At 35.9% G+C, this 26,974-nt stretch carries 25 protein-coding genes; 17 read left to right on the top strand and 8 right to left on the bottom strand.

Features of this window, described 5'->3' with window-relative positions; all coding sequences use genetic code 11:
- The first annotated feature begins 6 nt into the window (after positions 1–6).
- The 5 genes from gspE (at position 7) to yacG (ending at position 4,537) form a co-directional block, all read left to right on the top strand.
- Positions 7–1,515, top strand: coding sequence for a type II secretion system protein GspE (gspE, locus tag Xsto_RS12850; protein ID WP_099125300.1), 1,509 nt, complete (start codon positions 7–9; stop codon positions 1,513–1,515).
- A 29-nt stretch (positions 1,516–1,544) separates the two neighbouring features.
- Positions 1,545–2,744: a protein transport protein HofC gene (gene hofC / locus Xsto_RS12855; protein WP_099125301.1), complete on the top strand. Its 1,200-nt coding sequence runs from the start codon at positions 1,545–1,547 to the stop codon at positions 2,742–2,744.
- 189 nt (positions 2,745–2,933) lie between these two features.
- Positions 2,934–3,557: a dephospho-CoA kinase gene (gene coaE / locus Xsto_RS12860; RefSeq protein ID WP_099125302.1), complete on the top strand. Its 624-nt coding sequence runs from the start codon at positions 2,934–2,936 to the stop codon at positions 3,555–3,557.
- A complete protein-coding gene (zapD, locus tag Xsto_RS12865) occupies positions 3,550–4,308 on the top strand; it encodes a cell division protein ZapD (RefSeq protein WP_099111409.1) in 759 nt (252 codons plus the stop codon). The genes coaE and zapD overlap by 8 nt, the downstream gene beginning before the upstream one ends.
- 31 nt (positions 4,309–4,339) lie before the next feature.
- Positions 4,340–4,537, top strand: coding sequence for a DNA gyrase inhibitor YacG (yacG, locus tag Xsto_RS12870; protein ID WP_099125303.1), 198 nt, complete (start codon positions 4,340–4,342; stop codon positions 4,535–4,537).
- A gap of 248 nt (positions 4,538–4,785) precedes the next feature.
- On the opposite strand, the gene mutT is transcribed toward yacG, so the two are convergent.
- A complete protein-coding gene (gene mutT / locus Xsto_RS12875) occupies positions 4,786–5,187 on the bottom strand; it encodes an 8-oxo-dGTP diphosphatase MutT (protein ID WP_099111411.1) in 402 nt (133 codons plus the stop codon).
- A 419-nt stretch (positions 5,188–5,606) separates the two neighbouring features.
- Between mutT and Xsto_RS12880 the strand changes: the two genes are divergently transcribed.
- Positions 5,607–7,196, top strand: a complete 1,590-nt coding sequence (locus Xsto_RS12880; protein WP_099125304.1) for an ATP-binding cassette domain-containing protein — start codon at positions 5,607–5,609, stop codon at positions 7,194–7,196.
- Positions 7,197–7,365: 169 nt separating this feature from the next.
- Here the strand turns inward: Xsto_RS12880 and Xsto_RS12885 are convergent, their stop codons facing one another.
- Together Xsto_RS12885 and gap are read right to left on the bottom strand one after the other, a co-directional pair.
- Entirely contained in the window at positions 7,366–7,929 is a 564-nt protein-coding gene (locus Xsto_RS12885) for a TetR/AcrR family transcriptional regulator (protein ID WP_099125305.1), read from the bottom strand.
- 65 nt (positions 7,930–7,994) lie between these two features.
- Complete coding sequence (gene gap / locus Xsto_RS12890; RefSeq protein ID WP_211284318.1) at positions 7,995–8,993, bottom strand: type I glyceraldehyde-3-phosphate dehydrogenase; 999 nt, start codon at positions 8,991–8,993, stop codon at positions 7,995–7,997.
- 232 nt (positions 8,994–9,225) lie between these two features.
- Between gap and Xsto_RS12895 the strand changes: the two genes are divergently transcribed.
- The 11 genes from Xsto_RS12895 (at position 9,226) to Xsto_RS12950 (ending at position 21,443) form a co-directional block, all read left to right on the top strand.
- Positions 9,226–10,389 carry a LeuA family protein gene (locus tag Xsto_RS12895; RefSeq protein WP_099125306.1) on the top strand — a complete coding sequence of 388 codons (1,164 nt, stop codon included), beginning with the start codon at positions 9,226–9,228 and terminating at the stop codon, positions 10,387–10,389.
- Positions 10,390–10,397: 8 nt separating this feature from the next.
- Entirely contained in the window at positions 10,398–10,988 is a 591-nt protein-coding gene (locus Xsto_RS12900; RefSeq protein ID WP_099125307.1) for a cysteine hydrolase family protein, read from the top strand.
- A 1-nt stretch (position 10,989) separates the two neighbouring features.
- A complete protein-coding gene (locus Xsto_RS12905; protein WP_099125308.1) occupies positions 10,990–12,000 on the top strand; it encodes a TauD/TfdA family dioxygenase in 1,011 nt (336 codons plus the stop codon).
- A gap of 11 nt (positions 12,001–12,011) precedes the next feature.
- A complete protein-coding gene (locus Xsto_RS12910) occupies positions 12,012–12,413 on the top strand; it encodes a cupin domain-containing protein (RefSeq protein ID WP_099125309.1) in 402 nt (133 codons plus the stop codon).
- 88 nt (positions 12,414–12,501) lie between these two features.
- Complete coding sequence (locus tag Xsto_RS12915) at positions 12,502–13,722, top strand: MFS transporter (protein WP_099125310.1); 1,221 nt, start codon at positions 12,502–12,504, stop codon at positions 13,720–13,722.
- Positions 13,723–15,132: a 3-isopropylmalate dehydratase large subunit gene (gene leuC, locus Xsto_RS12920; protein WP_099125311.1), complete on the top strand. Its 1,410-nt coding sequence runs from the start codon at positions 13,723–13,725 to the stop codon at positions 15,130–15,132. It abuts the gene before it with no gap.
- 4 nt (positions 15,133–15,136) lie between these two features.
- Positions 15,137–15,703, top strand: a complete 567-nt coding sequence (leuD, locus tag Xsto_RS12925; RefSeq protein ID WP_099125312.1) for a 3-isopropylmalate dehydratase small subunit — start codon at positions 15,137–15,139, stop codon at positions 15,701–15,703.
- A 2-nt stretch (positions 15,704–15,705) separates the two neighbouring features.
- Positions 15,706–17,550: an FAD/NAD(P)-binding protein gene (locus Xsto_RS12930; RefSeq protein ID WP_099125313.1), complete on the top strand. Its 1,845-nt coding sequence runs from the start codon at positions 15,706–15,708 to the stop codon at positions 17,548–17,550.
- Between the two features lie 45 nt (positions 17,551–17,595).
- Complete coding sequence (locus tag Xsto_RS12935; protein ID WP_099125314.1) at positions 17,596–18,762, top strand: aminotransferase class I/II-fold pyridoxal phosphate-dependent enzyme; 1,167 nt, start codon at positions 17,596–17,598, stop codon at positions 18,760–18,762.
- A gap of 15 nt (positions 18,763–18,777) precedes the next feature.
- Positions 18,778–19,794 carry an aromatic amino acid transaminase gene (locus tag Xsto_RS12940; protein WP_099125315.1) on the top strand — a complete coding sequence of 339 codons (1,017 nt, stop codon included), beginning with the start codon at positions 18,778–18,780 and terminating at the stop codon, positions 19,792–19,794.
- 257 nt (positions 19,795–20,051) lie between these two features.
- A complete protein-coding gene (locus Xsto_RS12950) occupies positions 20,052–21,443 on the top strand; it encodes an amino acid permease (RefSeq protein ID WP_099125317.1) in 1,392 nt (463 codons plus the stop codon).
- A gap of 190 nt (positions 21,444–21,633) precedes the next feature.
- Here the strand turns inward: Xsto_RS12950 and Xsto_RS12955 are convergent, their stop codons facing one another.
- The 5 genes from Xsto_RS12955 to Xsto_RS12975 form a co-directional block, all read right to left on the bottom strand.
- Positions 21,634–22,068 carry an NUDIX domain-containing protein gene (locus Xsto_RS12955; protein WP_099125318.1) on the bottom strand — a complete coding sequence of 145 codons (435 nt, stop codon included), beginning with the start codon at positions 22,066–22,068 and terminating at the stop codon, positions 21,634–21,636.
- Between the two features lie 16 nt (positions 22,069–22,084).
- Positions 22,085–23,344 carry an adenylosuccinate synthase gene (locus Xsto_RS12960; protein ID WP_099125319.1) on the bottom strand — a complete coding sequence of 420 codons (1,260 nt, stop codon included), beginning with the start codon at positions 23,342–23,344 and terminating at the stop codon, positions 22,085–22,087.
- 201 nt (positions 23,345–23,545) lie between these two features.
- The gene (locus Xsto_RS12965) at positions 23,546–24,205 is read right to left on the bottom strand and encodes an HAD family hydrolase (RefSeq protein WP_099111782.1); all 660 of its coding nucleotides are present in this window, start codon (positions 24,203–24,205) and stop codon (positions 23,546–23,548) included.
- Between the two features lie 2 nt (positions 24,206–24,207).
- On the bottom strand, positions 24,208–25,476 hold the full coding sequence (locus Xsto_RS12970; protein ID WP_244590397.1) for a hypothetical protein: 1,269 nt from the start codon (positions 25,474–25,476) through the stop codon (positions 24,208–24,210).
- 2 nt (positions 25,477–25,478) lie between these two features.
- Complete coding sequence (locus Xsto_RS12975) at positions 25,479–26,270, bottom strand: HisA/HisF-related TIM barrel protein (RefSeq protein WP_099125320.1); 792 nt, start codon at positions 26,268–26,270, stop codon at positions 25,479–25,481.
- Between the last annotated feature and the right edge of the window lie 704 nt (positions 26,271–26,974).

Genomic DNA, 26,974 nt, shown 5'->3' on the forward strand with positions numbered 1-26,974 from the left:
TATTAAATGAGAAATATGGAAAGCAGTTTAATGGAAAAAGAAATTGACGAATTATGCCAGAAACATCAGGCAATCATTATAAAAAGAAATAGTTATTCCATCACTATTGCCTGTAGCCAATCACCCAATGAAGAGTTTATTACTGCATTACGTTTTATTTCTGGTGCAATAATTGATTTTAATATTTGGCCAAAAGCCAAAATAGAATCCATGTTGACAAAAAAGCACATACTACCTTCTTACACAGAAAACTATTGCTCAGAAAATGGTGAAACAGAAACCTATCGGATAGAAAATTTAACCACTCCAAATAACAATTATAATGAAAAAAAACTGATTGAAAGCAGTCATGAAGATATTGACACTCCTGTTATTCAGTTAATTAATCAAACAATATCTATTTCTATACAAAAAAGAGCATCAGATATTCACTTTGAGCCATTACAAAATAACTATCAAATACGTATTCGGGTTGATGGTTCATTACATTTTATGCCACCACCTCCTCCTCAAATGAATACTGGCATCCCTGCCCGCTTAAAAATTATGGCGAAACTCAATATTGCGGAAAAACGTCAGCCACAAGATGGGCAATTTGACTGGAATGATAATAAGAACCGTTATGCAATACGTATCTCAACATTACCCACCCTGTATGGAGAAAAAATTGTTCTACGTATTCTCAGTACAATACAACAACTATCACTAGAACAACTTGGCCTGTCTGAATCTCAGCTACAACTTTTAATTCAGAAACTTCATGTACCGCAAGGAATGATTGTAGTAACCGGCCCGACAGGAAGCGGGAAAACCGTCACATTATACAGTTGCCTGAAATATTTAAATCAAACTCAGAAAAACATCTGTAGCGTTGAGGATCCTATAGAAATCCCCTTACAGGGAATTAATCAAACACAAGTAAATAATAAAATCGGGCTAGATTTTGCCAAAGTTTTGCGGGCATTACTCAGACAGGATCCCGATATCATCATGGTTGGTGAGATTCGTGATAATGAAACTGCTGAAATATCGATGAAGTCTGCTCAAACGGGCCACTTGGTTTTATCCACCCTACATACCAACTCGACGATAGATACCTTATCACGCCTGCAACATCTGGGGATTTCAGGTTATACCACCGCTTCATGTGTTAAATTAATTATTGCTCAGAGATTAGTCCGCAAACTTTGCCCCCATTGTCGTCAACCCGCAGAAAAGTCTGAATTCATACATACTGAAAATAACGATACAAAACAAAATATAGCAGTAAAAACATGGGTAGCTGTTGGTTGTGAGCACTGCTTTTCTGGCTATTATGGCAGGACAGCCATCTATGAATTTCTCGAAATAAAACCTGAACTTCAACAGATTTTATCAGAACAATCTTCTGACAAGATACCCTGTTTACCAACCCAGCAACAAAAATCCACGCTTTTATCTGCCGGACTAACATTGGTCGGGCAAGGTATAACAACGCTGGAAGAGATTTATCAGACTCTAGGCCAGGAAGCATAATCAATAAATATCCATATAGAAGGCAAAAAATGAAAATAGAATTTATTTATCACTGGAACGCTGTGAATAAAAAAGGAAATATTATAACAGGAGAAAATATAGGTCAGAACAGACAAGTGATTTTCAACCATCTGAGTCAGCTTGATCTACAACCCTACACCATTAAACGCCGACAGATTATTTATTACAGTGAAAAAGAAATGGCTTATCGGCTACATTTCACCCAACAACTAAATACATTGCTGACATCAGGTATTCCCCTGTTACAAGCTCTTAATATTCTCTTACCAGAATGTAAAAGTGTTATCTGGAGATGCATATTAGCTGATATTATTCATAAGATTAGTCAGGGAGAATCATTCTCTACCGCTTTACAGAATTATCCACGACTGTTTTCTCCTTTATTCTGCCAGTTTATTGCAGTAGGAGAACAAACCGGCCAACTTGAATCTTGCTGTCAGTTACTTATTAATCGACTAGAGCAGCAAAATATATTGCATAAAAAGTTCCAAAAAGCGTATCGTTATCCATTAATAATTTCTCTTGTTGCTATAATCGTTATCTTATTAATGCTGATTTTCGTTCTACCTGAATTCAAACAGGTTTATTCTGCATTTGGGGCCTCACTACCTTTATTAACGCAGCTACTCTTATCTGCCTCTGACTTTTTTATTAATCATGGTTTTTTTATTTTTATAACAACATTAACAATGACAACTAGTTATTTAGGATTACGCTCTAGATTTCCTACATTACACGAAAAAGAAAAAATACTTTTCACCCGACTACCACTTTTCAAAAAACTCATAACATATCGGCATACCAGCCAGATATTTCATATTCTATTTATGACTCAAAAAGCAGGATTAACGTTGACCATTGGTTTGGAATGTGCAATGAATGCAACCCATCATCCTTTATTTATAGCTGGAATCAAAAACCTCCATCGAAAAATACAGCAAGGTGTACCAATGAGTCATGCCTTGAAAAAAGAGTATTGTTTCCCCCCATTATGTAAACAATTTGTCATAATTGGTGAAGAATCAGGTGAACTTGAGTTATTTTTAGGTAATCTAGCAATATGGTATCAAGAGCAATTTATAAACTGTGCTGATAATTTAGCTAACTTACTTGAACCTGTATTAATGCTGTTCATTGCAATAATTGTAGGCCTGTTACTACTCGCTATGTATTTGCCAATTTTTCAATTGGGTACTATTTTGACGTAACGTATTATATACACTGAATTTCTAACGTTATGTAGCGGCGGCACTGATACGAACCATCCAAGGGAGCGATAACTATGTAAGTGGAACATGATTGTAATAACAAGATTTATATATGTTTGTTTATAGCCCATATGCCTCCCTTGAGTTACAATTTATTTATATAGGCTATCAGAATATTTGAAGGATAGAATGACTTATATTGTTGCACTCACAGGTGGAATTGGTAGTGGTAAAACAACTATCTCTAATGTATTTTCATCCCTTGGTGTCCCGCTTGTTGATGCAGATATTATTGCCAGAGAAGTTGTTGCCTCTGGTTCTCCCGCATTACAGACAATCGCTGAACACTTTGGTTCGGATATCCTATTATCGGATGGTAGTTTAAACCGCGCCGTGCTACGCCAGAAAATTTTTGCTGCGCCAGAAGAAAAACAGTGGCTCAACTCACTTCTTCATCCACTAATACACACAGAAACACAACGACAACTGAACCAAATCAACGCCCCTTATGCTATTTGGGTTGTACCTCTGCTAATAGAAAATAATTTAATGCATTTAGCTGACCGAATCTTAGTAGTTGATGTCTCCCCTGAAGTACAAATCAGCCGGACAATCACGCGTGATGGCGTTAGTCGGGAACAGGTTGAAAATATTCTGGCTGCACAGGCTGACCGCAATGAACGTCTGGGAAAAGCAGATGATGTCATATTAAACGATCAAAAAGAGCAAGATCTCACTGTACGTATAGCCGAATTACATCAACAATATTTGAAACAAGCAGAATCAGTCAGACAGGAAGAACGCAATGAATGATGCAACCTCTACTATTATTTTTGAACACCCGCTAAATGAAAAGATGCGTTCATGGTTGAGGATTGAATCTTCACTGCAACAACTCGAAACACAGTCTCATCTGGATTCACAAGCAAACAGCTTGGCATTTTTTCGCACAATCGCCGAGTTAATTGAGATACTGGAACGTGGTGAAGTACGTTCTGAGTTATTAAAGGAACTGGAACGCCAACAAATAAAATTAAGGCAATGGCTCAATGCTCCCAATGTAGATACGACTATGGTTCACAGTCTGGTAGAGCAACTGAAAGAACGGAGCCTTGCATTACACCATGCTCCCCGCCTTAGCCAACAGATTAAAGAAGACCGAATCATCAGCATGGTTCGCCAACGGCTCAGTATTCCGGGCGGATGTTGTAGTTTTGATCTGCCGACATTGTATCTGTGGCTTCATCTGCCACAGTCTACCCGGGATGAAACCGTCAGCTCTTGGCTAAACAGCCTCCTACCACTAAAGCAGGCATTAGAAAGCATTCTGGAGCTGATACGACAGTCAACAATGTTCTCTTCTCAGGTAAGCCATAACGGTTTTTTTCAGGGGAATGCTGGTGATGCCGATCTGCTAAGGTTAAAACTAGATATTTCGGAAAACCAATTAATTTATCCGCAAGTTTCTGGCCACAAAACGCGCTTTGCTATCCGGTTTCTGCCAATGGACAGTGAAAATGGTACGGTACCTGCACATTTGTCATTTGAATTGGCCTGCTGTTAACATACCCTCAAACTAAGCAGGAGAAAACAGCATGTCTGAAATATTGACTGTCGCATGTCCTACATGTGGTCAGGCCGTAATCTGGGGAGAAATTAGCCCACACCGACCGTTTTGCAGTAAGCGTTGTCAATTAATCGACTTAGGTGAATGGGCTAATGAAGAAAAGAAAATACCAAGTCAGGGCGACAGTATAGAAAACGATGAATGGAGTGAACTGCCTGAACAGTAAAATCACTTGATGGATTTCAAAATGCTTCGCGGCGGCAAGGGAGTAACAAATTCGTCGGGAACGAATTTGCCCAGCCAAAGGCTGGCCTCCGGTGAAAGGCAGGAGCCTCTCAGTAATCCCCAGAGGTATAGATAACCGTCTTTTTATAAAAACGGTGACTAGGGTGAGCGAGCGTAGCCAGCAAAGAGGCAACTTGTAAGACGAAGTGTAGATAGCGTCGAATAAGTTCGACGCTATCTTTGCTCGAGTTAGCCCGCAGATTTAGTCAATAAACCAACGATACTACGGTTTGCTGGCGGGAATTCATCAGCAACTAATTCAGTTTGCAGGAGCCAGCGGGAAGGCTGCCCTTCTTTTCCAAATGGCTCATCTTCCCATTGATCAACCATAAAAAAGTAAAGAGTGATATTCCTGTCCGTAAATTCATGAGTGATAGTTTCCGTCAGTTCACAATGAGTTACCGTGATACCAACCTCTTCTTTTAGCTCTCTTATTAAAGCTTGTTCTGGTGTTTCTCCCTGTTCAAGCTTACCTCCCGGAAACTCCCAAAATCCGCCCATATGTGAGTCGGCACGACGTTGGGTAATAAAAATTTCATTATTGCTGTTTTTAATAATGCCTGCCGCAATATGCAGATGTTTTTTTTCCATAACGTTTTCCATGATGGTCGTTCTTACAAGCCATAATAAACAGCCTTATGGGAAGATATAATCTCACGAGACCTGCATCAATTCACATTTCTTTTTATCTGTATCTTCATGCATAAAAGAATATTATATATACTTGATGCATTTCTATTCATAAGAAGTATATTCAATCGATTTCAAAGTGTATCACTGCGGCAAGAAAACACTCCTTAGGCGCTTAGATAATCTATGCTTGTAACTACGCTAACCGGATGAACAACGCAGATAATAAAAAGCAATTTGAAGAACAACAAACTTACATTAACCAAACAATACGACAAAAAGAAGGCAGCTAGAAAATGAATGGAAAAAACGTCAAATAAGGTTTTATCCAAGAATAAAAATAATTAAATCATACAATAAAGATTGAGGGAGAATCATTCATGCAATATGAAGGTCAACCATTAATCGAAGCAAAAAAAATAGCCCATCAATTTTCGGGTGAACTCAAACCACTATTTTCCGATATTGATATTACTCTGCATACAGGGCAACACGCACTGATAGGCCGTAATGGTATTGGTAAATCCTGGTTAGCATCAATACTGGCAAAACAAACTTCACCATCGGAAGGAAGTGTCAGACATTTTTGTGATGTGGGTTATCTGTCACAAGGCCTATCTGCTTTTACAGGTAGTTCAGCCAACATATTCGGACTCACTGATATTATCAATGCCAATGAACGTATTCTTGCTGGTATTGGTGAAGCCGCAGACTTTGATGTTATGGAAGGAAACTGGGATTGGCAATTTCAGATCGAATCTTTACTGGCAGAAGGTGAACTGGCTCCAGAGATATTAAACCAGCCCTTTAATTTACTCAGCGGAGGAGAACAAACACGACTTCGGCTACTGTCTCTCAAAAAACAGGGGGCCGGCTTTATGATTCTGGATGAACCAAGTAATCACCTTGATAGACAGGGGCGTCTCTGGTTAGCCCAATGGTTGGCAACTTTCAACGGTGGCATTTTACTGGTTACACATGATACGAAACTCTTACAGCATGTTTCCGTTGTTTATGAGCTTGGCGGGTTAGGATTATCACGTAGCATTGGTGGTTGGGAAACATGGCTGGACAGTAAAGAACAGCTAAGATTAGGTATACAGCGCGAGGTGGATCAGACCAGAAAAAACCTCAAGCAAGCCATACGGGATAAACAAAGAGATCGAGAAAAATCTGATAAAAGGCAGAGTCAGGGGAAACAACGTAGGGAAAATGCTAATCAAGCTAAAATTCTGCTGGATCGCGCATTGGACCGCTCTGAATCCACGTTGTCACGGCTGGCAAAACAGAATGAAGAAAGGCTACAGCGCAGTTCTTCCTTAGCAACTGATGCCAGAGCAAAACTCGACATTATCGACCCGCTGTCAATTGCTGTTGCAACGCCTCAGTCAGCAACGCCTCCATTACTTTATTTACAGGATGTCATTTTACCCTTTGGGTCAGACTCCCCTATCAGCTTGACTATCAATAACGGTGACCGCCTCGCTATCACAGGAAAAAATGGCAGTGGAAAATCGACTTTACTGAAAGTCATGACTGGCTCACTGGCACCAAAACAGGGCACTTGTCGCATCACCTCCTCACATCGCTTAATGGATCAGCATTTCTCATTCCTCGATAAAACCCAGTCAGCTTTGTATAACTTTCAATTACAGTCACCAGGCTGGACGGAAGATCGTTATCGTACTCGGCTGGCGCAACTGCGTATGCGAGGTGAAGAGGCTCTAAAACCTGTCGGTTATCTAAGTGGAGGAGAACAACTGAAAGTCGCCCTTGCCTGTTTATTTTGTGGGCCTTCAGCACCGGCACTTCTGTTATTAGATGAACCGGATAATCATCTGGATATTGAATCCCGTGAGTTACTCCAGAAAGCACTACATGATTACACTGGTGCTATGGTATTAATTTCTCATGATGATCAATTTATTGAGCGTATAGGTAATATGCAGGAACTCATACTGGGAGGTTAATCTGACAATGTGATTTGATGAATTGTTAACTTTATAAACTACTATAAATATGCTGAAATCATTTGCACCTAAAAATAACAAAAGACCCCGCCTCAAGTGGCGGGTAATAGATGTATTAGTTCAGATTAGATCTGAACTAATACGCACAGAATAAAATTTAAAATACATTTTATCTCAATGCCTTAAGCAAAGCATTAATACTGATTTGAAAGTAAGTTTCATCTTGTAATCCCTTAGCCGTGATATAAGAACCCTGCAAAGTAGAAATAATAAGTGTTGTAGCTTCTAATGGTGCTAATGTATTTGATATAGAACCATCAGAAATACATAGCCTGACAAGTTCCTCAATGCATTGTTTCATCCATTTAAAACCTCTTTTCACCTCTTCTGCCAGCTTCGCATCTTCCATAATACGTCGATCTCGAGCCATTTGACCAATCAAACAACCACGAGTGATATTTCTTTTTTTATGAAGAAAATCAACTAACTTCTCATAAGCACTTTTTTCTGTGTTTAAAATAGTCTCAGTAGCATAAATAAGCTGATTTGTGTTGTATTTAATGGCATAAAAAGCAAGGTCTTCTTTACCTTGAAAATGATGGTATAAACTACCTTGACCAACACCTGAGCGGGTTAAGATATCTTTAGGGCTTGTATTAGCCAGCCCCTTTTCTAAAAGAAGCTCCCCCATTGCCTCAATTAATTTTTGCTTTGAATTTAATTCGTTAGACATTTTCCACCTTAACTTGATAAAACACGCTCCTTTTCCAAAAGCGTGTTTTAATTATGAAATGCAATTTAGGCCATTTGTATGACTGTATCCACTAAGCGGTTAGAAAACCCCCACTCATTGTCATACCAACAGACAATTTTCAACATCCTACCATCAATAACTTTGGTAAGTTTTGCATCAAAAATAGAGGATGCAGGGTTATGAATGATATCCGAAGATACGATCTCATCCTCTGTATATTCAAGAATTCCTTTCAACACTGTACTATTAGTCGCTTCTTTAACAATTTTATTTACCATTTCTTCGCTGACATCTCGTTCAAGCATGACAGTAAGATCAACCATTGAGCCAGTAATTACAGGTACACGAACTGAACCACCATCAAGTTTACCATTCAGCTCTGGAATCACCATACCAATAGCTTTAGCCGCTCCTGTTGAAGTAGGTACAATATTTTGAGCTGCACAACGGGCTCTTCTCATATCTTTATGTGGTGCATCTTGTAAATTTTGATCTTGGGTATATGCATGAATGGTTGTCATAAAACCAGAAGCAATACCAAAATTCTCACTCAAAACTTTTGCTATAGGCGCTAAACAATTTGTTGTACAAGATGCATTCGATACAATGTGATGTTGTTTCTTGTCATAGTATTGGTGATTTACACCTTGGACTATTGTCAAATCAACATTACTCGCAGGAGCTGATATCAATACCTTTCTTGCACCACTATTAAGGTGTGCTATAGCTTTATGCCCATCATTGAAAACACCAGTTGATTCAAGAACAACATCGATATTATGTTTTTCCCATGGCAAATTTTCTGGGTTACGTTCTTGGTAAACGATAATCTCTTTATCACCAATCACAAGTTTGTTTCTATCAACACTTATATCCTTCGGGAACACCCCCAAAGTTGTATCATATTTAAGCAAATGTGCTAATTGATCAATCGACCCCAAATCATTGACAGCAACAATGTTGATATCTTGCTGATTTTCTTCTAATGCACGAACAAAATTGCGCCCAATTCTACCAAACCCATTAATAGCTACGTTAATCATAATCATTACCCTTTGATGTATCACCTAAAAACATACTATTATGTATGCATTAAAATAAAAAGCATTATTCAAATATAATGATAAAAAACGTTCAAACTGCGACCCAGAGACACATATACGTCACAAAATTAACAATTATGTGACCTTGATCATAAAATTATCTTATGCATTTCTATACCATGCATGCAGCATACCTACTGGTATTTATGTTTAATAATTAGGGAAATGGTAAATGAATAAGGTATCGATATTAGATACAACTTTAAGGGATGGAGAACAGGCGCCAGAAAATGCCATGAATCCAGAACAAAAATTAAAAATCGCACTAAAGCTTGAAGAACTCGGTGTAGATCATATTGAAACAGGATTTCCTGCATCATCGAATTTCGACTATCAAGCAACAAAGTTAATTAGCAAAGAAATTACTCAATCAGGAATTGCAACTTTTTCTCGCACTCTAATTAAAGATATCCAGTTGGCCTTAGATGCAGCAGGAACAGATAAAAACCATACCATTCAAATGGTTGCAACAGGAAGCGATCTACATCTAAAAAACAAACGCAATATCACGAGAGCTCAATCCATTAATGAAGTGATCCAATCTGTTCAATTTGCAAAACAAAATAGTGACTGCCGAATTTCTGTTGGGATAGAAGATGCCAGCAGAGCCGATTTTCAGTTCATGGGTGAAATAGTTAAGGCTTCTGTCGATGCTGGCGCACAGCAGATCATCTTGGCCGATACCACAGGCCATTCCAATCCTTATGAGTTTAAGGAGATTATCAAATTCATAAAGTCTCAGGCAGGACAAGGAATTAGTATTTCTACCCACTGTCATAACGACTTAGGCTTGGCACTCGCGAATACGTTAGCCGGTATTGAAGGTGGTGCGGATGAAGTTCAAGTGACTCTAGGCGGGATTGGTGAACGTGCAGGAAATGCATCTTTAGAAATGGTTGCATCAAATTTGTATTTTAAAAGTCAACAGTACAATGCATATACAAATATCGATTTAAGCAAAATGTATTCTACTTATAAAATACTCTGTGAAGTGATTTCCATGCCAATCCCTAGAAATCAACCAATATTCGGTAAATATGCTTTTGGAACAGCAGCAGGTATTCACCAGCAAGGAATATTATCCAATCCAGATACATATGAATTTGTAAAACCAAACATCTTTAACCGACAACGTGAATTTTTTGTTTCTCGTCATTCAGGAAAATCTATTATCAAATATCTTCTTCAACAGCAAGGTATTACTAGTAATGTTGAGTTAATCGAAGAATTATATGAAGTCTATATTAATAGTCGTTCTGAAAGTAATTGTTTAAGCATGAACGAATTACAACAACAAATTAATAAACATATTTTACTAAATACCCAAGTTGCATAAGGTGCCATATGACAAAAAAAGCCATTCTGGTATTAGATGTTATTAATGATTTAGTCCATCCAGAAGGCAACGTCGGTAAGGATGGGTTTTATAAACAAGCTTATCAACGTGGATTAATCAAAAATATAGATCAATTACTTAACTTTGCAAGAAAAAAAGAAATAACAATCATATATGTTGTAGTAGGTTTTAATGAAAACTATAATGAATGGTCTCCAAAATCAAAACTATTTAAGCATGTTAAAGAAAAAAAACAAATTATTTTAGGTGAATGGTCAACTCAAATTCATGAGGATATTCTTCCACAAGGAAGGGAAATAATCATTCAAAAGAATAGAATAGATCCATTCTTTAACACTAACTTAGATCTCATATTACGTACAAATAATATTGAAGAAATTGTGTTAACAGGAGTCTCTTCCGAATTTGTTGTATTGTCTACAGCATTATCAGCTCATGATAGAGATTACAACATTGTTGTTCTAGAGGATTGTATATCATCATCAGATCTTCATAGTCATGAATGTGCCATACACATTATTAATAAAATTGCCGATGTAATGTGTTCAACTGATTTTAAAACAAAAGTTAATATTTAAAATGAAACCACTATATATATTTACTGAAAAAGAAAAACAACAAATAGAAAACATAATAAAAACCAATCCTTACAATCCATACACTCAATATTCTGAATTTAAAGATTATATTTCACATATTATAAGAAATCACCCATTGCCAGAGAATCTAGTTGAGGTATGCAGAATAATTGTTGATGACCGTATTAAGAATGGCAATCATGTACACGTTCTTAAAAATTGCCCTATAGATCTAAAACTACCTAACTTAGATTTAAATAACCCTGTACAACATAAGTATAAATCAAAATTAACATATATTGGTGAAGGATTTTTAGAGTTAATCTCTCAAATTCAGAAAACCCCTTTATTTTCTTATAAAAGCAGAAATAATGGTGACTATTTTACGGACCTAGTTTCATTCAATAAATTCAAAGGGAAAAAGACTGGATTTACCGATGGCGATTTAATTTATCATAGTGACCGTTCATATCACCCTGTCCGGGCAGACTATGTATCACTACTTGGTCTGCAAGTGACCGAATCAGAACTTATTTATACAACTTATATGGATGTCAAAGAGTTAAAAAAATACTTAAGTAAAGAAGCCATTTCAATGCTTGAGAAAGAGATATTCCAAACTGATGTTGATGATCGATCAAAAGAAAATAACAGTAGTTGGCAAAGTTCAGCTACCCACGCAATTTTCTTAAAAGAAAATTTAATTCGCTATCAGGATACTTTTACTCGGCCAATTGATCAGGATAACATTGATGCGATCAAAGCTATTCTTGAATTAAAACATGCAATGAGTAGAAGTGAGAAATTACGCCATATGATCAAAAAAGGTGATTTACTCATCTTTGGAAACCAAACTGGGATCCATAACCGTGAATGGATTGATGTAAAAAACCCAGAAGAAGGGCGAAAAAGATGGCTTTTAAAGACTTACAGTCTCGACAATGAAGAGAAAGTTCAACAGTATTCTAAATGGGCTACAAAACAAGATCCTTACTGTATTACAGATAATTAATCGAAAATAAAATGGAAAATTTATTAAATTTTGATACGGTAAAAAATTCTTTACCAAAACTATTAGTCGGTTCTTTAAGTGAAAACTTACATTCAGAAAATTTAAAATTCGAATCCATTAATAAAAGTGGTAGAGCAAGTGCTGAAGTACATTGGCTTTTTAAACCAGAAGAAGCAAATGGCTCAGCTGCTGCAATTATTCATTATTATGCAGGCGGTAGTGCACCGCCGCATTTACACACTGGATTTGAATTAATTTATATACTAGAAGGAGAAATGAAAACCTCCACTGGGATAGTTAAAAAAAATGATCTAGTATTACTTAAACCTGGTTCTATTCATGAGTCAAGTAGTGAAATAGGCTGTGTTGCTTTAATTATTTGGCAACAACCAGTAACAGTCATTAATGAATGAACTAACATCTCAATTTGTATATAAAGATAACTTAATAAAAGTAACATCTCTTATTAATTATATTTTTTAATCTACTTTGGTAATAGTAATGAATAATAAAAGTAGTTACAGATGGTTTATCCTAATTGTTGGAGTGTTAGCGCAAGCAACATTTGCAATGGGTTTCGCAGGAATACCAGTAACAGGTATTTTGATGAGAGATGATTATCACTTCTCTCTTTTCAGTCTAGGAGTTGTTTTAGGTGCTATGGGGTTAGGAGTTGCTATCTCAGAAATATTTTGGGGAATGCTTACAGATAAACTTGGCGATAAAACAGTATTAATTCTTGGTTTATGGTTATCTGCAAGTGCTTTTACCTATATTTCATTCTTTTTGACACCAGAAAACAGTGAAACTGTTAATTATTTACATTTTAGTACCGCATTAATGGCTGCTGGTGCATTCGGTGGTAGCATTAACTCCTCTTCAGGACGTACCGTCATGTCTTGGTTTGATGATACTGAACGAGGTTTCGCAATGAGTATACGCCAAACCGCAATTCCTATAGGTGGAGCAATTGGAACAGGGTTATTACCCTGGATAGCCTATTCTTATGGTTTTCAAATCACATTTATTATTTTGGCTATCACTGGGCTTTCTGTAGGTATTTTTGTATTAATTTTCGTTAATTCTAAACATGCTGAAATAAGAAATATTCATCCTAAAAATTTCAACATAAAGTCACCTCTAAAAAAAATAGAAGTATGGAAAGTAACACTTGCCGCAGGTTTTCTTACTGTACCACAAATGGCTGTACTAACTTTTGGTGGTGTTTATATGAAGGATATTTTACATATAAACTTATCCCTTATAGCTTTCATTCTCATCGGTGTTCAGATCGGTGGTGGTGCATTACGAATTTGGTCAGGTTATTACACTGATAAAAATAAGAATAGAATTTCATTAATAAAGCAACTTTCAGTTTTAGGTGGTATTTCTTCATTAATACTTTGCTTTTTCGTAGACAGTACTATTCTTGGAATCATTTTACTTATTCTAACTGGGCTTTTTGGTCATGCATGGCATGGTATTGCCTATACAGAAACCGCTGTTAAAGCTGGTGTTGAACGTGCAGGAACAGCACTTGGTATGATTGGAACAACGGTGTTTATATCCTCATTTTTAACACCAATAATGATCTCCCGTATTTTAGATTACTATAACTGGACTATTGTTTGGGGTATTGTTGGTTTGTTAACGCTAGCTTCTCTTTTATGTCTCATAGAGAATAAAAAATTAAAAAAACTCAAACTTAATAGTGAAATATAAATGAATAAAAAAACCATCTCTCAAAAAATATGGGAATCTCATAGTGTAAAAGCATTAGGAAAAGATGAAGTTTTACTTTATATCGATTTACATCTTCTCCATGAGATAAATACACCTCAAGCCTTTGAAAGTATAAGTAATAAAAAAATAGCAGTTCGAAGACCCGATAAAACACTAGCGACGGAAGATCACAATACCCCAACAACGTCTATTTTAGATATAGATAAAGATACATCAACTTGGACTCAAATACGTTTACTCAGAGAAAATTGCAGCAAATACGGAATAGAACAAAATAAGTTAGGTGATCATAATCAAGGCATCACACATGTCATTGCACCTGAACAAGGTAGAGTTTTACCTGGTTCTACCGTAGTTTGTTGTGATTCTCACACCACTACTCATGGCGCTTTTGGGGCGCTTGCTTTTGGTATTGGTACAAGCCAAGTGGAGCATGTTCTCGCAACACAAACACTACGAGCCATTCCCTTTAGATCTATGTGCATTGAAGTTAGCAAACAGCTTCCTGAAGGCACGAGTGCTAAAGACTTAGCCCTGACCATTATCAACCAAATTGGAACCGGTGGAGGCCAAGGCTATATAATTGAATATCGAGGAGATGCCATCAAATCCCTTTCAATGGAACAAAGAATGACACTGTGTAATATGAGTGTAGAAGCAGGAGCCAGCGCAGGAATTATCTCTCCTGATGAAAAAACCATTGAATATTTAAAAAAAGCTTTTGCACTGAAAGGAAAGCATATCGAACAAAAAACAATAGATACTTGGTTATCATATGCTACTGATTCAGGTGCTGTCTTTGATAAATATATTGAAATAGATGCATCAACAGTAAAAAATAGAATTACCTGGGGTACTAACCCCTCTCAATCAGTACCTGTAGGAGAGCATATCCCTTTCATAAAGGATATAAAAAATACAAGTGAGAATATTGCTGCAATACAAGCCTTAAAATATATGAAATTAAATGAAGGTCAAAACATTTCAACCTTAAAAATAACAAACGTTTTTGTCGGATCTTGCACTAATGGCCGTATAGAAGATTTAAGGATTGTCGCTGAAATTTTAAAAAATAATAAAGTTCATCATGATGTTCACATGCTAATTGTACCCGGTTCTATGTCCGTTCTCAGACAAGCTCTTGATGAAGAATTGGATAAAATATTTGAGAGCGCAGGTGCTGATTTTCGTTCGCTTTCAGGATGTTCTTTATGTGTTGGTTTAAATACCGATAAGTTAGATGCCAACAAAAGAACAGTATCGACAAGTAATCGTAATTTTGAGGGACGTCAAGGAACGGGAGTTCGAACACATATTACTTCTCCTGCAATTGCTGCTGCTACTGCGATCCGAGGCTTTATCTCAACACCAGCGGATATCGGAAAATAACATTATGATTCGAAATATTTATCGTGGCAGAGGTATGCCACTTGTCAAAAACAATATCGATACAGATCAAATTATGCCTGCCAGATTTTGCTATCGCCATACTCGACGTGGTCATGATAATTCTGTATTTGGTGATTGGCGTGAAGATGCTAATTTCATCATGAATAATCCAAACTACCAAAGAGCTACTATTCTCGTCACTGGACGTGAATTTGCAACAGGTTCTTCGCGTGAATATGCTGTTTGGGGATTAAAAGATTGGGGATTTAAAGTCATTATTGCTCCCAGTTTTGGTGATATTTTCTATAAGAACGCTTCTATTAATGATCTTTTACCAATAATATTGAATGAAAGTGACATTGAAACTATTTGGGAAATGCTTTTTGACGATTATTATATGGAAATATCTATCGATTTACACCAAGAAATAGTTATTGCCAAAGATATAAAATTCAAGTTAACAATTGATCCTATTGTGAAAAAACGATACATAGAAGACTTGGATGATATAAAAGACACTCTGACTTATTTACATACAATAGAAAAATTTGAAATTAATAACGAAAAATAATTATGAATACAATTACAATTATTGGAAGTGGTCCACGTGGAATGTCTGTTTTGGAAAGATTAGTTACTCGCCTTAATGACAACCCAGGAAAGTATAACTTAGATATTATTCTTGTTGATTACCATAAAATAGGTCAAGGTAGAATTTGGGATAGTTCACAAAGCGAAAATTATATCATGAATACTCTATCCACTGAAATATCAGCATTTTCAGGACATGGATCTATAGATGAAGCACGCCCAGGATATGGGCCATCTTTCGCTGAATGGTGGAGGAATGAATTTAATGACTTTGAAAAATATCAAGGATATGCTCCTCGTAAATATTACGGAAAATATTTAGAATTTGTTTATAAAACCATAAAAAAACACTTACCTATTGGTATCAAACTCATCGAACGTAACGATTTAATAACAGATATAGAAAAAGATAATGGCGGATACTATGTCGTTTCTAAAAACCATCTAAAATGGAAAAGTAATGCCATAATCCTTACTACTGGGCATTCTAAAAATGAATATTCAGATAAAATAAATAAACTATCTAATTTTTCTGAGAGAAATTCAGAAATTAAATTTTTTGGTGATGGTTATGCCAGTGAAATGGTACTTTCTAGCATAAAACCTAATGAAAGCGTTGGTATTATAGGGCTAGGATTATCATTTTTTGATATTATCTCAGAGCTTACAGAGGGTCGAGGAGGACAATTCATTGAAAAAAAAGGTGATTTTATTTACCTTCCATCAAAATTAGAACCAAATTTATATTGTGGTTCCCGAAGTGGACTCCCTATTCTTGCTCGTGGAAAAAACGAAAAATCATCAGACTATAAACATGAACATAGAATATTTACTATTTCTAAGGTAAAAAAACTAAGAAGCAGGAGAAAAAACAATTTAGATTTTATCGAAGATATCTGGAAGCTTCTTGAAGCTGAAGTTAACTATGTTTATTTCAATCAGATTATTATTAATGAAATAGGAATTAATTCATCTAAAACCTTTACCTCTGCCATTGTCAATGAAAATATTGAAGATAGCAAAAAATTATCACTAATTGCATCCGAAATATTAGGAAGAGAAGTTTTATCTTTAAATCTCAAAACACTAGCTAGGCCTTTTAGTAAAAAAAATTTTACTAATATAGAAGAATGGGAAAATAGTCTAATTTTGTTGTTAAGCGATGATTTATCTGAAGCTGAAAGCGGTAATATAAGCTCCCCTTTAAAATCAGCACTAGATGTTTTAAGGAACTCAAGAGATAATATCAGAGCTGCAGTAGATTTTGGTGGTTTATCTCCCAATGATCATAAACTATTCTTATACGAATATTTACCCATTATTACTTTGCTATCTGCTGGACCACCATTATTTAGAATAAAACAATTAATTGCACTGATTAAAGCAGGAGTTGTTACTATTGTTCCTCCTAACATGGATATTTCATATAATGATAAAACATATATATTATGCTCTGATGCAGTAAATAACTATCAACAACCAGTGACAACTTTAATTGATGCCAGAATACCAACAGTTTCGCTACAGACGGATAAAAACCCTTTGATAAAAAATCTGTTTAATAAAGGAATATTCTCTCCCTTCGTGAATCATGGTGATAATAATTTAGCCTTTGTTACTGGGGGGGTTAATGTCACAACCTCACCATTTCACCCTATTGGTGCCGATAATGAGATTCATCATAATTTGTTTGTATTAGGTATTCCAACAGAACATACCCGTTGGTTTATGCAATCAGGTAGTAGTCGCCCATCTCATTGGATTGATTTTATGATTGATGCTGATTCAATTGCAAATTCTGCTTTAGAAATAATTAATTATAAATAAGACTTAAATTTTATCTTTTATTAATGGTAACATTAAGGAATAAATATGTTCGAAGCTCACGAAAAATCTGTATTTGACCCTATTTCTATTGTTTCCGCTAAATTTATGGCCGACTCTCGTCCTGAAAAATTAAATTTATGCATAGGCTATTTTGAGAGTGAAATTACAAAAAATACTGGATTTACTGTATTAGAAAAAAACAAAAAAAATAAATCAAAAGTAGGTTTTAATATCCTTGGGGAAGAGTCTTTTAGGGACGCCATTAAATCATTATTAAAAACTCAAGCATCACAAGAATATAACTTATCAGTTGTCCAAACTATTGGTGCATCAGGTGGATTATGGCTTATATTTACACTTCTTCAACGCTTTACTCATAGTAACCGTGTGTGGTTTAGTACGCCTACCTGGAGTAATCACCTTGAAATTGCAAAGAATACAAATCTAGAAATATCTCGATATAGATATCAGTTAGATAATCATGGTAAATTAGAAATGGATAAATTGATACAAGATATTAGCACAATAAAATGTGGTGATATTCTAGTATTACAAGGTTGTTGTCACAATCCTCTAGGTGTTGACCTTAGTATTACTCAATGGAAAAAGTTAGCTCAATATGTTAAGCGCCTCGGCGCACATTTAGTTATAGATTTTGCCTATTTTGGCCTGAGTAATGGTATTGAAAAAGATAAATCAATATTTCTGCCATTGTTTAGCGAATTAGATAATTTTTTTGTCGTTAATTCTTTTTCTAAAAATCTCGGGTTATATGGTGAGAGAATAGGTGCTTTATCTCTTTTCTCTCGCTCAAATGAATATCGAGAAAACTTTGAATTCTTGGCAAAAAAAATCATTCGTTCTACTTACTCAATGCCTCCTCAAAGAATAGCAAAAGAAATTGCTGAAATTATATCGTCAAACGATTTATCCCAATTATGGTATAAAGAAATTTATACACTCAGAGAAACGCTTTTAAAAAGGAAAAACTCATTATTAAATGTTTTAAAAAATCATGGCCTTATTCACATAGTCGCTAATCCTAAAAGCCACGGAATGTTCTTAAATTTGAACCTAACAGAGCAAGAAGTCACTACTCTCGCTAAAGAGTTTGGAATATATATTTTACCAAATGGAAGGCTCAGTTTAGCAAGCCTTCAACTTGAAAATATAAACCAGCTTGTAGAAGCCATCCGTATAATAAAAAAATAAATATTAGGTTTAATAATGTATACCAATATTCAAGCTAGAAAAAGCGACCCTATATTTGCTCTTAATGAAATGTTTCGCCATGATAAAAGATCAAAAAAAATAGATCTTGGTGTCGGTGTATTTAAAAATGATCACGATATAACTCCATTAATGAAATCAGTGGAGTTAGCAGAAAAACAAGTCATAAATAACCAAAATACAAAAGTATATAAAGGGCTTAATGGTAACGAAGAGTTCAATCAAGCAATAAGCAAACTACTTATAGAAAGCTCATCAGTCAGATTACGCTCAGCAATTATACAAACGACAGGTGGAAGTGGTGCACTCAGGCTTATTTCAGATTATATCTACTCAATAAACCCTTCCACTACAGTATGGATTAGCAATCCTAGTTACGCCAATCACTATCCTATTCTGAATGATGCAGGGTTGAAAGTAACTCACTATAACTATATTAATGCTGAAACAAAAATGGCTGATGTTAATGCCATTATTTCTTCACTTATGTTAGCAAAACGCGGGGATATTATTTTATTACATGGCTGTTGTCATAATCCTACAGGTGCAGATTTAAGCATAAAACAGTGGTCAATTTTATCTGATTTTATGATTCGTAAGGGTTTAATTCCATTCATTGATATTGCATATCATGGGTTAGGTGATGGATTAGAGGAAGACGCTGCTGGGTTGAATATTATACTCAACCAATTTGACGAAGTTTTTATAACAACCTCTTGCTCTAAAAACTTTGGCTTATATGCTGAGCGAATTGGTGCTGCAATTATCGTTTGTAAACATTATTATTCTGTTCAATATGTTAGAAAACATATGGCAAATTTAGTATTAAATTCTTATGCGATGCCTCCCAATCATGGTGCTCAAATAGTCAGCCAGATCCTTAATGATTGCTCATTAAAAAAACTATGGGAATCAGAGTTATATGAAATGAGAAATAGAATTATAGAAAACAGATTTTTATTCTATAGTTCATTAAAAACACAGGATATTCTGATGATATATCTTTTATATTGAAACATAAAGGAATGTTTTCAGCTTTTGGCTGGCAAGATCAAATTATTGATATATTAAGGGAAGAACATTGTATTTATATTGTGAAGGGAGGAAGAGTAAATTTTGCCGCCATGCCGAAAAGTAAAATAGATATAATTACCTCATGCATTTATTCTGCGTATAAAAATTTTGACTACATTAAATAATAAACTTCCTGACACGATAAATTTTAACTATAAAAAATAAACGTACAATAAAAATTGTGGCAAAAGGATAATATGGTAAAAAGCATGCAAAAATCAATGCTAAATCGTGGTTTAAAAAACAGACATATACAATTTATTGCGCTTGGTGGCTCCATAGGAACAGGCTTATTTTTAGGGGTTGGGCAAACTATTAAAATAGCAGGACCTGCTGTATTATTAGGGTATGCGATCGCAGGTTTTTTTGCATTTATCATCATGCGGCAATTAGGTGAAATGATTGTTGAAGAACCAGTCGCCGGATCATTTAGTTACTTTGCAAATAAATATTGGGGTAATTTTGCTGGTTTCTTATCTGGTTGGAATTACTGGTTCATGTTTATTCTTGTAGGAATGACTGAATTAACAGCTATAGGAATATACATTCAATATTGGTGGCCAAATTTACCAACATGGGTTCCTGCAGCAATCGCTTTTTTTTTAATTAATACTATTAATTTTGCCAATGTTCGTCTATACGGTGAGACAGAATATTGGCTATCAATCATTAAGATTGTTGCGGTTGTCTGTATGATTATATTTGGATTATACTTATTACTAAACGAAAAAGATCAAGATCAAGATCAAGATCAAGATCAAGCAATATTAGCAAATTTGTGGCAGCATGGTGGTTTTATGCCAAATGGATTTAGTGGATTGTTTATGTCAATGGCTACTATCATGTTTTCATTTGGGGGCTTAGAAGCAATAGGTGTCACAGCAGCTGAAGCTACAAATCCACAAGTCATCCTACCTAAAGCAATTAAACAAATTATTTATCGTATAATTATATTTTATATTTTTTCTCTATTTATACTTCTATCATTATTCCCATGGAAAAATATTGTAGATGGAATCAGCCCATTTGTACTTGTTTTTCACGATCTAAATAGTTACTGGGTATCAAATGTATTAAACATTGTTGTATTAATTGCAGCTTTATCCGTTTACAACAGCGGTGTATACTGCAATAGTCGGATATTATATGGATTGGCAAAGCAAGGGAATGCACCTCAGCTACTATCTCAAACCAACAGATACAATGCTCCTATTGTATCAATAGCATTTTCAGCATTAATAACATCCATAGGCATTTTACTTAATTACATTCTACCAGATAAAGTATTTGAGATTCTAATGTCATTGGTTGTAACAACATTAGTTATTAATTGGTTCATGATATGTTTATCACATATGAAGTTTCGAAAACAGAAAAGTAAAGATGGCACAAAATCAAAATTCAAATCATTTTGGTATCCATTTGATAATTATTTATGCCTTATTCTCCTATCCTTAATTTTAATTATCATAATGATGATCGATGAAATAAGAATTTCAGTTATTATTATGCCATTATGGATTGGTTTTCTATGGATAAGCTTTATTCTTTTAAATAAGCACAAAGGAAACAATAAATTTAAACCGTAATATAAATTCATTTTTATATTTAGTTGAGCATTTAGATGATAAATATTAATGTTATCGCCTATCCTGTCATAATTATTAATAAATTGAATTCACTTATGCTATGAAAAATGAGTGTCAGCTGCATCATATCTGCAACTAAAAAGTGCTCGCTGTAAGGCGAGCAATATACTAAAAACTTTATAAACACGGGTTATGAGTTTTCCCTCATTTCTATAATCTCAATCGACCTGTCAAAGCGTAAATGTTCATCAAGAGCCATGGGAATTAGCCAGCGTAAATTGTAGATAACATTATTAGGTAATGATTGTGCTTCATAAATATTAACAATTTCTTTTTCAACAGATTTTGCAGAATAAACCCTGTCATCATACGTATAGAGAAAATTCACTTGATAAGCATCAGGACGGGTTAGCACAGTAAATAATTTCCATTCTTCAGGCTGAGTATTAATTCCTGCTTCCTCAGCAAATTCCCTTGCCATTGCCTGTTGAGGCGTTTCACCTATTTCTATTTTTCCGCCGATACCATTGAGCTGCCCTTTCTGCCAGCTAGGTTGTAATTTAGAAATAAGAGCAACATGCTTCTTATCTTCAGAAAACATAAAACCAGTCACATAGTGAATCATTATCTTCCTTTCCTCATTACTGTACTATTAATGTTTGTTCTCTATCAGGCCCATGTGAAATATATTTAATTGGGACTCCAGCATAATCCTGAATAAAATTCAGAAAATCAATTAGTTCAGCAGGCAGCTCTGTAAAGTGAGTATACGATGCCTTCAGCTCTCCCCAGCCTTTAAAGGCCTTATAGACAGGTTTAACTTTCTCAAGCTGCAATAAGGCGTTATCACAGCAAACCGGTTTATTATCAATTTCATATGCAATAGCTACCTTTATTTCATCCAACCCTGCTAAAACATCAGTATTAGTTATTGCCAGTTCTGTTACCCCGTTAAGTTTTACCGCATGCTTGATCAAGCATAGATCCAGCCAGCCACAGCGCCTTGGCCTTTTGGAAACAGTACCATACTCGTTTCCACGTTCCCGGATATAATCAGCCTGTTCAGCCTGTAGTTCTGTCGGGAACGGGCCATTACCGACCCGGATCATATAGGCCTTCATCACACCGACAATATGCATTTTCTGCGCAGGTATACCAATCATGGCAAAACAGGTTTGAACCAGAGTCTGATACGCTACAGTATAAGGGTACGTACCAAAACTGTTATCCAAAAAAGTGGCTTGTGATGTTTCAAGTAAGATATCTTCTCCCGCATTCAATAAGTCACGGATGGCTTCATTAGTAAATGTAAAATAAGGCTCGATCTTTTTTCCATATTGATGCGTTATTTCTAACATTTCCTCAAAATCTAAAGTCGAATTATCATTAAAAACGTGGTTGATTTGTTTTTCCCTGATGCCCCAAAGAAATTCTAATTTGCTTCTGAGTTTTTCTTTATCCAGAGTATCAATAAGCCGAATGCCATGCCGGTTCGATTTATCTTCAACACAGGCACCAACACCTACTCCTACAGATCCTATTTTATTCTTACCCTTATACTTTTCAGATGCTTTATTTAATTCTGCATGTAATGGTAAGACAATATGGCATCGGGGATCAATTGAGATGCTGGAGTTAATATTTTCTCTTTTTATAAACTCAATTTCTTTCACAAGTACCGGAAGGCTAATTAATGCACCCTGGCAAATATAGAGATTCTTTTTATTAAGTGATGCCGGTAATTGAGAAAAAGACCCTCTCACATCCCCATATTGTACACAATGGCCTGCATTAGCTCCCCCATTAAATCTGGCAATGTTATTTACACCACCAGATAAGTAATCAACAAATTTACCCTTTCCTTCATCTCCAAATTGAAGCCCAACTACAGATATTAACATACGTGCGCATCTCCCATTTATAAATGGTTTTTTAAATGGTGTTTTCTTTTATATTTTAATAAAAAACAACTTTAATGGTTTATATTATTCCGCTATTTACACAAAAGCATTAACAGCTTCATTTAAAAACATAATAAAGAATACGTCATTTAAAATAATAGTAATGATAAAAATAATTTATTTCAGTGGATTAATATTTTCTTATTTACTGACTAAGTAATCCGCCATTAATAAAGCCTCATTTAATGTATCAACAACAGGTACACCTGCAGCTTCAAGGCTTAAACGACTATGCGTTCCACCAGTGTAAAGAATGGCATGAGTACCTGCGGCTAATGCTGCAATGGCATCATCGGTGGCGTCACCAATCACAACGCTCTTTTCAGGAGCGATATTGATTTTTTTAATATGGTTAGCTAATTGTTCCGACTTTCCGGTAGTCAATAACGGTGTATTTCTGCCATCAACGTGGGTAAAAAATTTAGTAATACCGTGGTTATTAATCATCGGAACTAATTCTTCATGCTGCATCAGTGAACATAGTGATTGGGTCGCTCCTGACTGATAGCGGGCAGCCAGCAGATCACTCACTCCTTCGGCTAAATTTGCTTTTTGTATACCGGGCCGATAATGGGTATTAAATGTTTTTCCTATGATTGACCATTCAGCAGAGGATGGTTCGCGTCCAATAACCTGCTTATAGAAAATTTGCACTGGTACACAATAATATTCCCGATATTGTTCCAGCGTCAGTGGTTCAATACCAATTTCTGCAAGTGCTAAATTTGTTGCGCTGACTGAGACACTAACATCATTCAGTAGTGTGCCATTCCAGTCCCAAATAATATGTGCTGTTGCCATAATCAATTAATTTCCTTAGCTGTATTTGCCTGTTCCGAACGATTTGCTCCGAACTCACGGTTACAGGATAAACATTCAGGGCATTGCTGAGCTATATCTCTAAATGCATCAATGGGTTGGTCACAATCCATTTTTTGGGGAGATACCAGAGTCGATAAAAAACCCAGTAATTCAGGTGCCCACGTGGAATCTGTCAGGGTGTCATACAAAACAGACAATAAACTGTATGAATAGCTGACCCAATCCGCTGTAGTTGTATGAGAATAAGTTGTATGGACATGTTTACCTTCATCAGTTGAGAGCTGGTTAACTAAATGATTCAGCACTTTATGATGCCTGAAACACCAAGGGGTCAGTACATCTAAAAATTCAGGGCTGAATACACGATCAGAATATCCATACACACGGGTACGCAAGAGTTTTTCCCAATGTAATTCAGTCGCCCGTAGCTTTGGTCTTATTCCTGTCTGAGTTATAACCAGATCCCTGACCTGTCGTAAGGTATCCCCGGTTCCACAATTATCATCAATAATCGAAATAGAATTCTCGGATGGGATGTTACGTCCCCAGATATGATGACTATTACTACATGCATCATCATAGCGGGAAACTTTCACTAAATTGAGTTCACTATTCCATGCTGCGGCCGTTACTGCCGCTGTCGCTGCACCGCCTAACATCACCCCGATAACGGAAGAGTCAGGGCATACATCTATTTGCGCAGCAGCCAGTGTTAACAGGTGATTATCTCCCTCGATATATGTTCTTGGTACCTGATGCCCAGTACCAGCCGGAAGTTTCAAGTTTTGAAGTAAGGAAGGAGAAAAACTGGATTTTCTTCCCGTTAGTGTTGAACAGATAATTTCAGCACACGCCTTCACACCATCAATAAAAGGTATAATGTCTTCATTAGTAATTTGTGGAACACCTAATAAGCTGTCGATAATACGTAACAATTTCACCAGACAATGATCAGCTAATATATATTTTGAAGGTACTGCGCATTGTTTATCTGTGCACTGCAATTTAGTGATGATGTCTGCATAATATTTTACTGTTGCCAATAACTCATCACAGGTTTTGGGTTCGTAATAAGCAAAACCTCGGGAACTGAGGAAATTCTGTTTCTTCGCGACGACTCCCGGAAGCTCCATAACTTCTTTCATCAGATGACTTGTTCCGGAGACACCGCGTAAATCACCTAATAAACCAACAGCACGCAGGTCTAAAATTGATGGAATAACTGAAGAAGGTGAAAGAAACTCAGACATATTTAACCTCTTTGAGCTTGCGCTTTTGGTGTTCGAGTTGCGGCAATTGCTTCTTCAAGTGGCACTTTACCGATATGTAGCGCCTGACCAAGAATGGCACCTTCAACACCCTGATCATACATATCGGCTAAAACACGCAGGTCATCTATGCTTGAGACTCCACCACCAGCAATGACCGGTGATGACGTTTTTGCACATACTTCACTCAGCAATGTAAAATTTGGGGAACTCATCATCCCCCCCCGTTCAACATCAGTGACGACATAACGCTGGCATCCCTGTCTTTCCAGATCTTCAAGAATATCCCAAAGCTTGCCGTTATTGACATTCCACCCATGAGTTGCCAGTTGATAACCTTCCGGCGTGCTCCTTACATCCAACGCAATGGCAATCTTATCGCCATATTCACCAATAGCTCTGGCACACCAATCCGAGTTTTCTAATACAGCGGTTCCTAAATTTACCCGCTGGCATCCGGTTGCCAATACTCGGCTCAAGATCTCTTCATTTCTGATACCGCCACAGACTTGTACATTAATATCGACCGCCTCGATAACATCAGCAATCAAATGACTGTTTGAACCTCGGCCTGACGCCGCATCCAGATCAACTACATGTATCCATTTTGCTCCGGCATTTTGCCAGGCCAACGCGACTTCTGCCGGAGTACCTAAAGGCCGCCGTAATGTTGCACTTTCACCACGAGTTAGACGAATTGCAGAATTTGATGTCATCGCTATTCCATCGACAATATCAACAGAAGGGAATACCTCGAACGTTTTCGTACCTATCATTTACCCACCTGATTTATTACAAATATATTTCCGAAGCTTAATAACAAAAATCATTAATGTGATTACTACTCATTGCTGAATAAACAACGTTCATCCTGAATAACCAATGATATTCACATTAGTTTATATTAATAATTTCGGTTAACCATTTCAAAAACTCATAATAAGAAAAAGAAATGACTTTTCAATAAAGTTATTTTGTTACGCACTTTTATTTTTTTATAGCAAACAAATAAAATAAAGACAGAAATAAAAACCAACAAACAAAAATAAACACTCACTCTACCCAGTCATTATCTTGTTATCAGAATAAAATTCTTAACATGGCATATTCAATGGATTTCAGATTACGCTGAACAGGAAAAAACGAATCCATTCAGCATAGATAACTCCCTATTTATAACCATAGTAACCAAAGGGATGAACAGAGCTAACAAAGAATAAACTTGAAATACGAAGGCTATATTTACTATAAATTAGTTAAAACCATATCAATTATAAAAATACATTTATTAAAAATAATTATTTTATTGAGGAAAAACATGGCAAGACAAATAGAAGGAAATAATAAAAAAGAGAAATTATCTCTGGGAATTATTCTAATACTAAATAACTTTTCATAATAGTGAGACACTCGATTTACTTTCTCTGAAAGAGTCTATTTGCAGATTTTTTCAAGAATTTTTTCACATTACTGAGCAGTT

Origin of the sequence: Xenorhabdus stockiae, from assembly GCF_002632825.1 — a bacterium.
GTDB lineage: Bacteria > Pseudomonadota > Gammaproteobacteria > Enterobacterales > Enterobacteriaceae > Xenorhabdus > Xenorhabdus stockiae.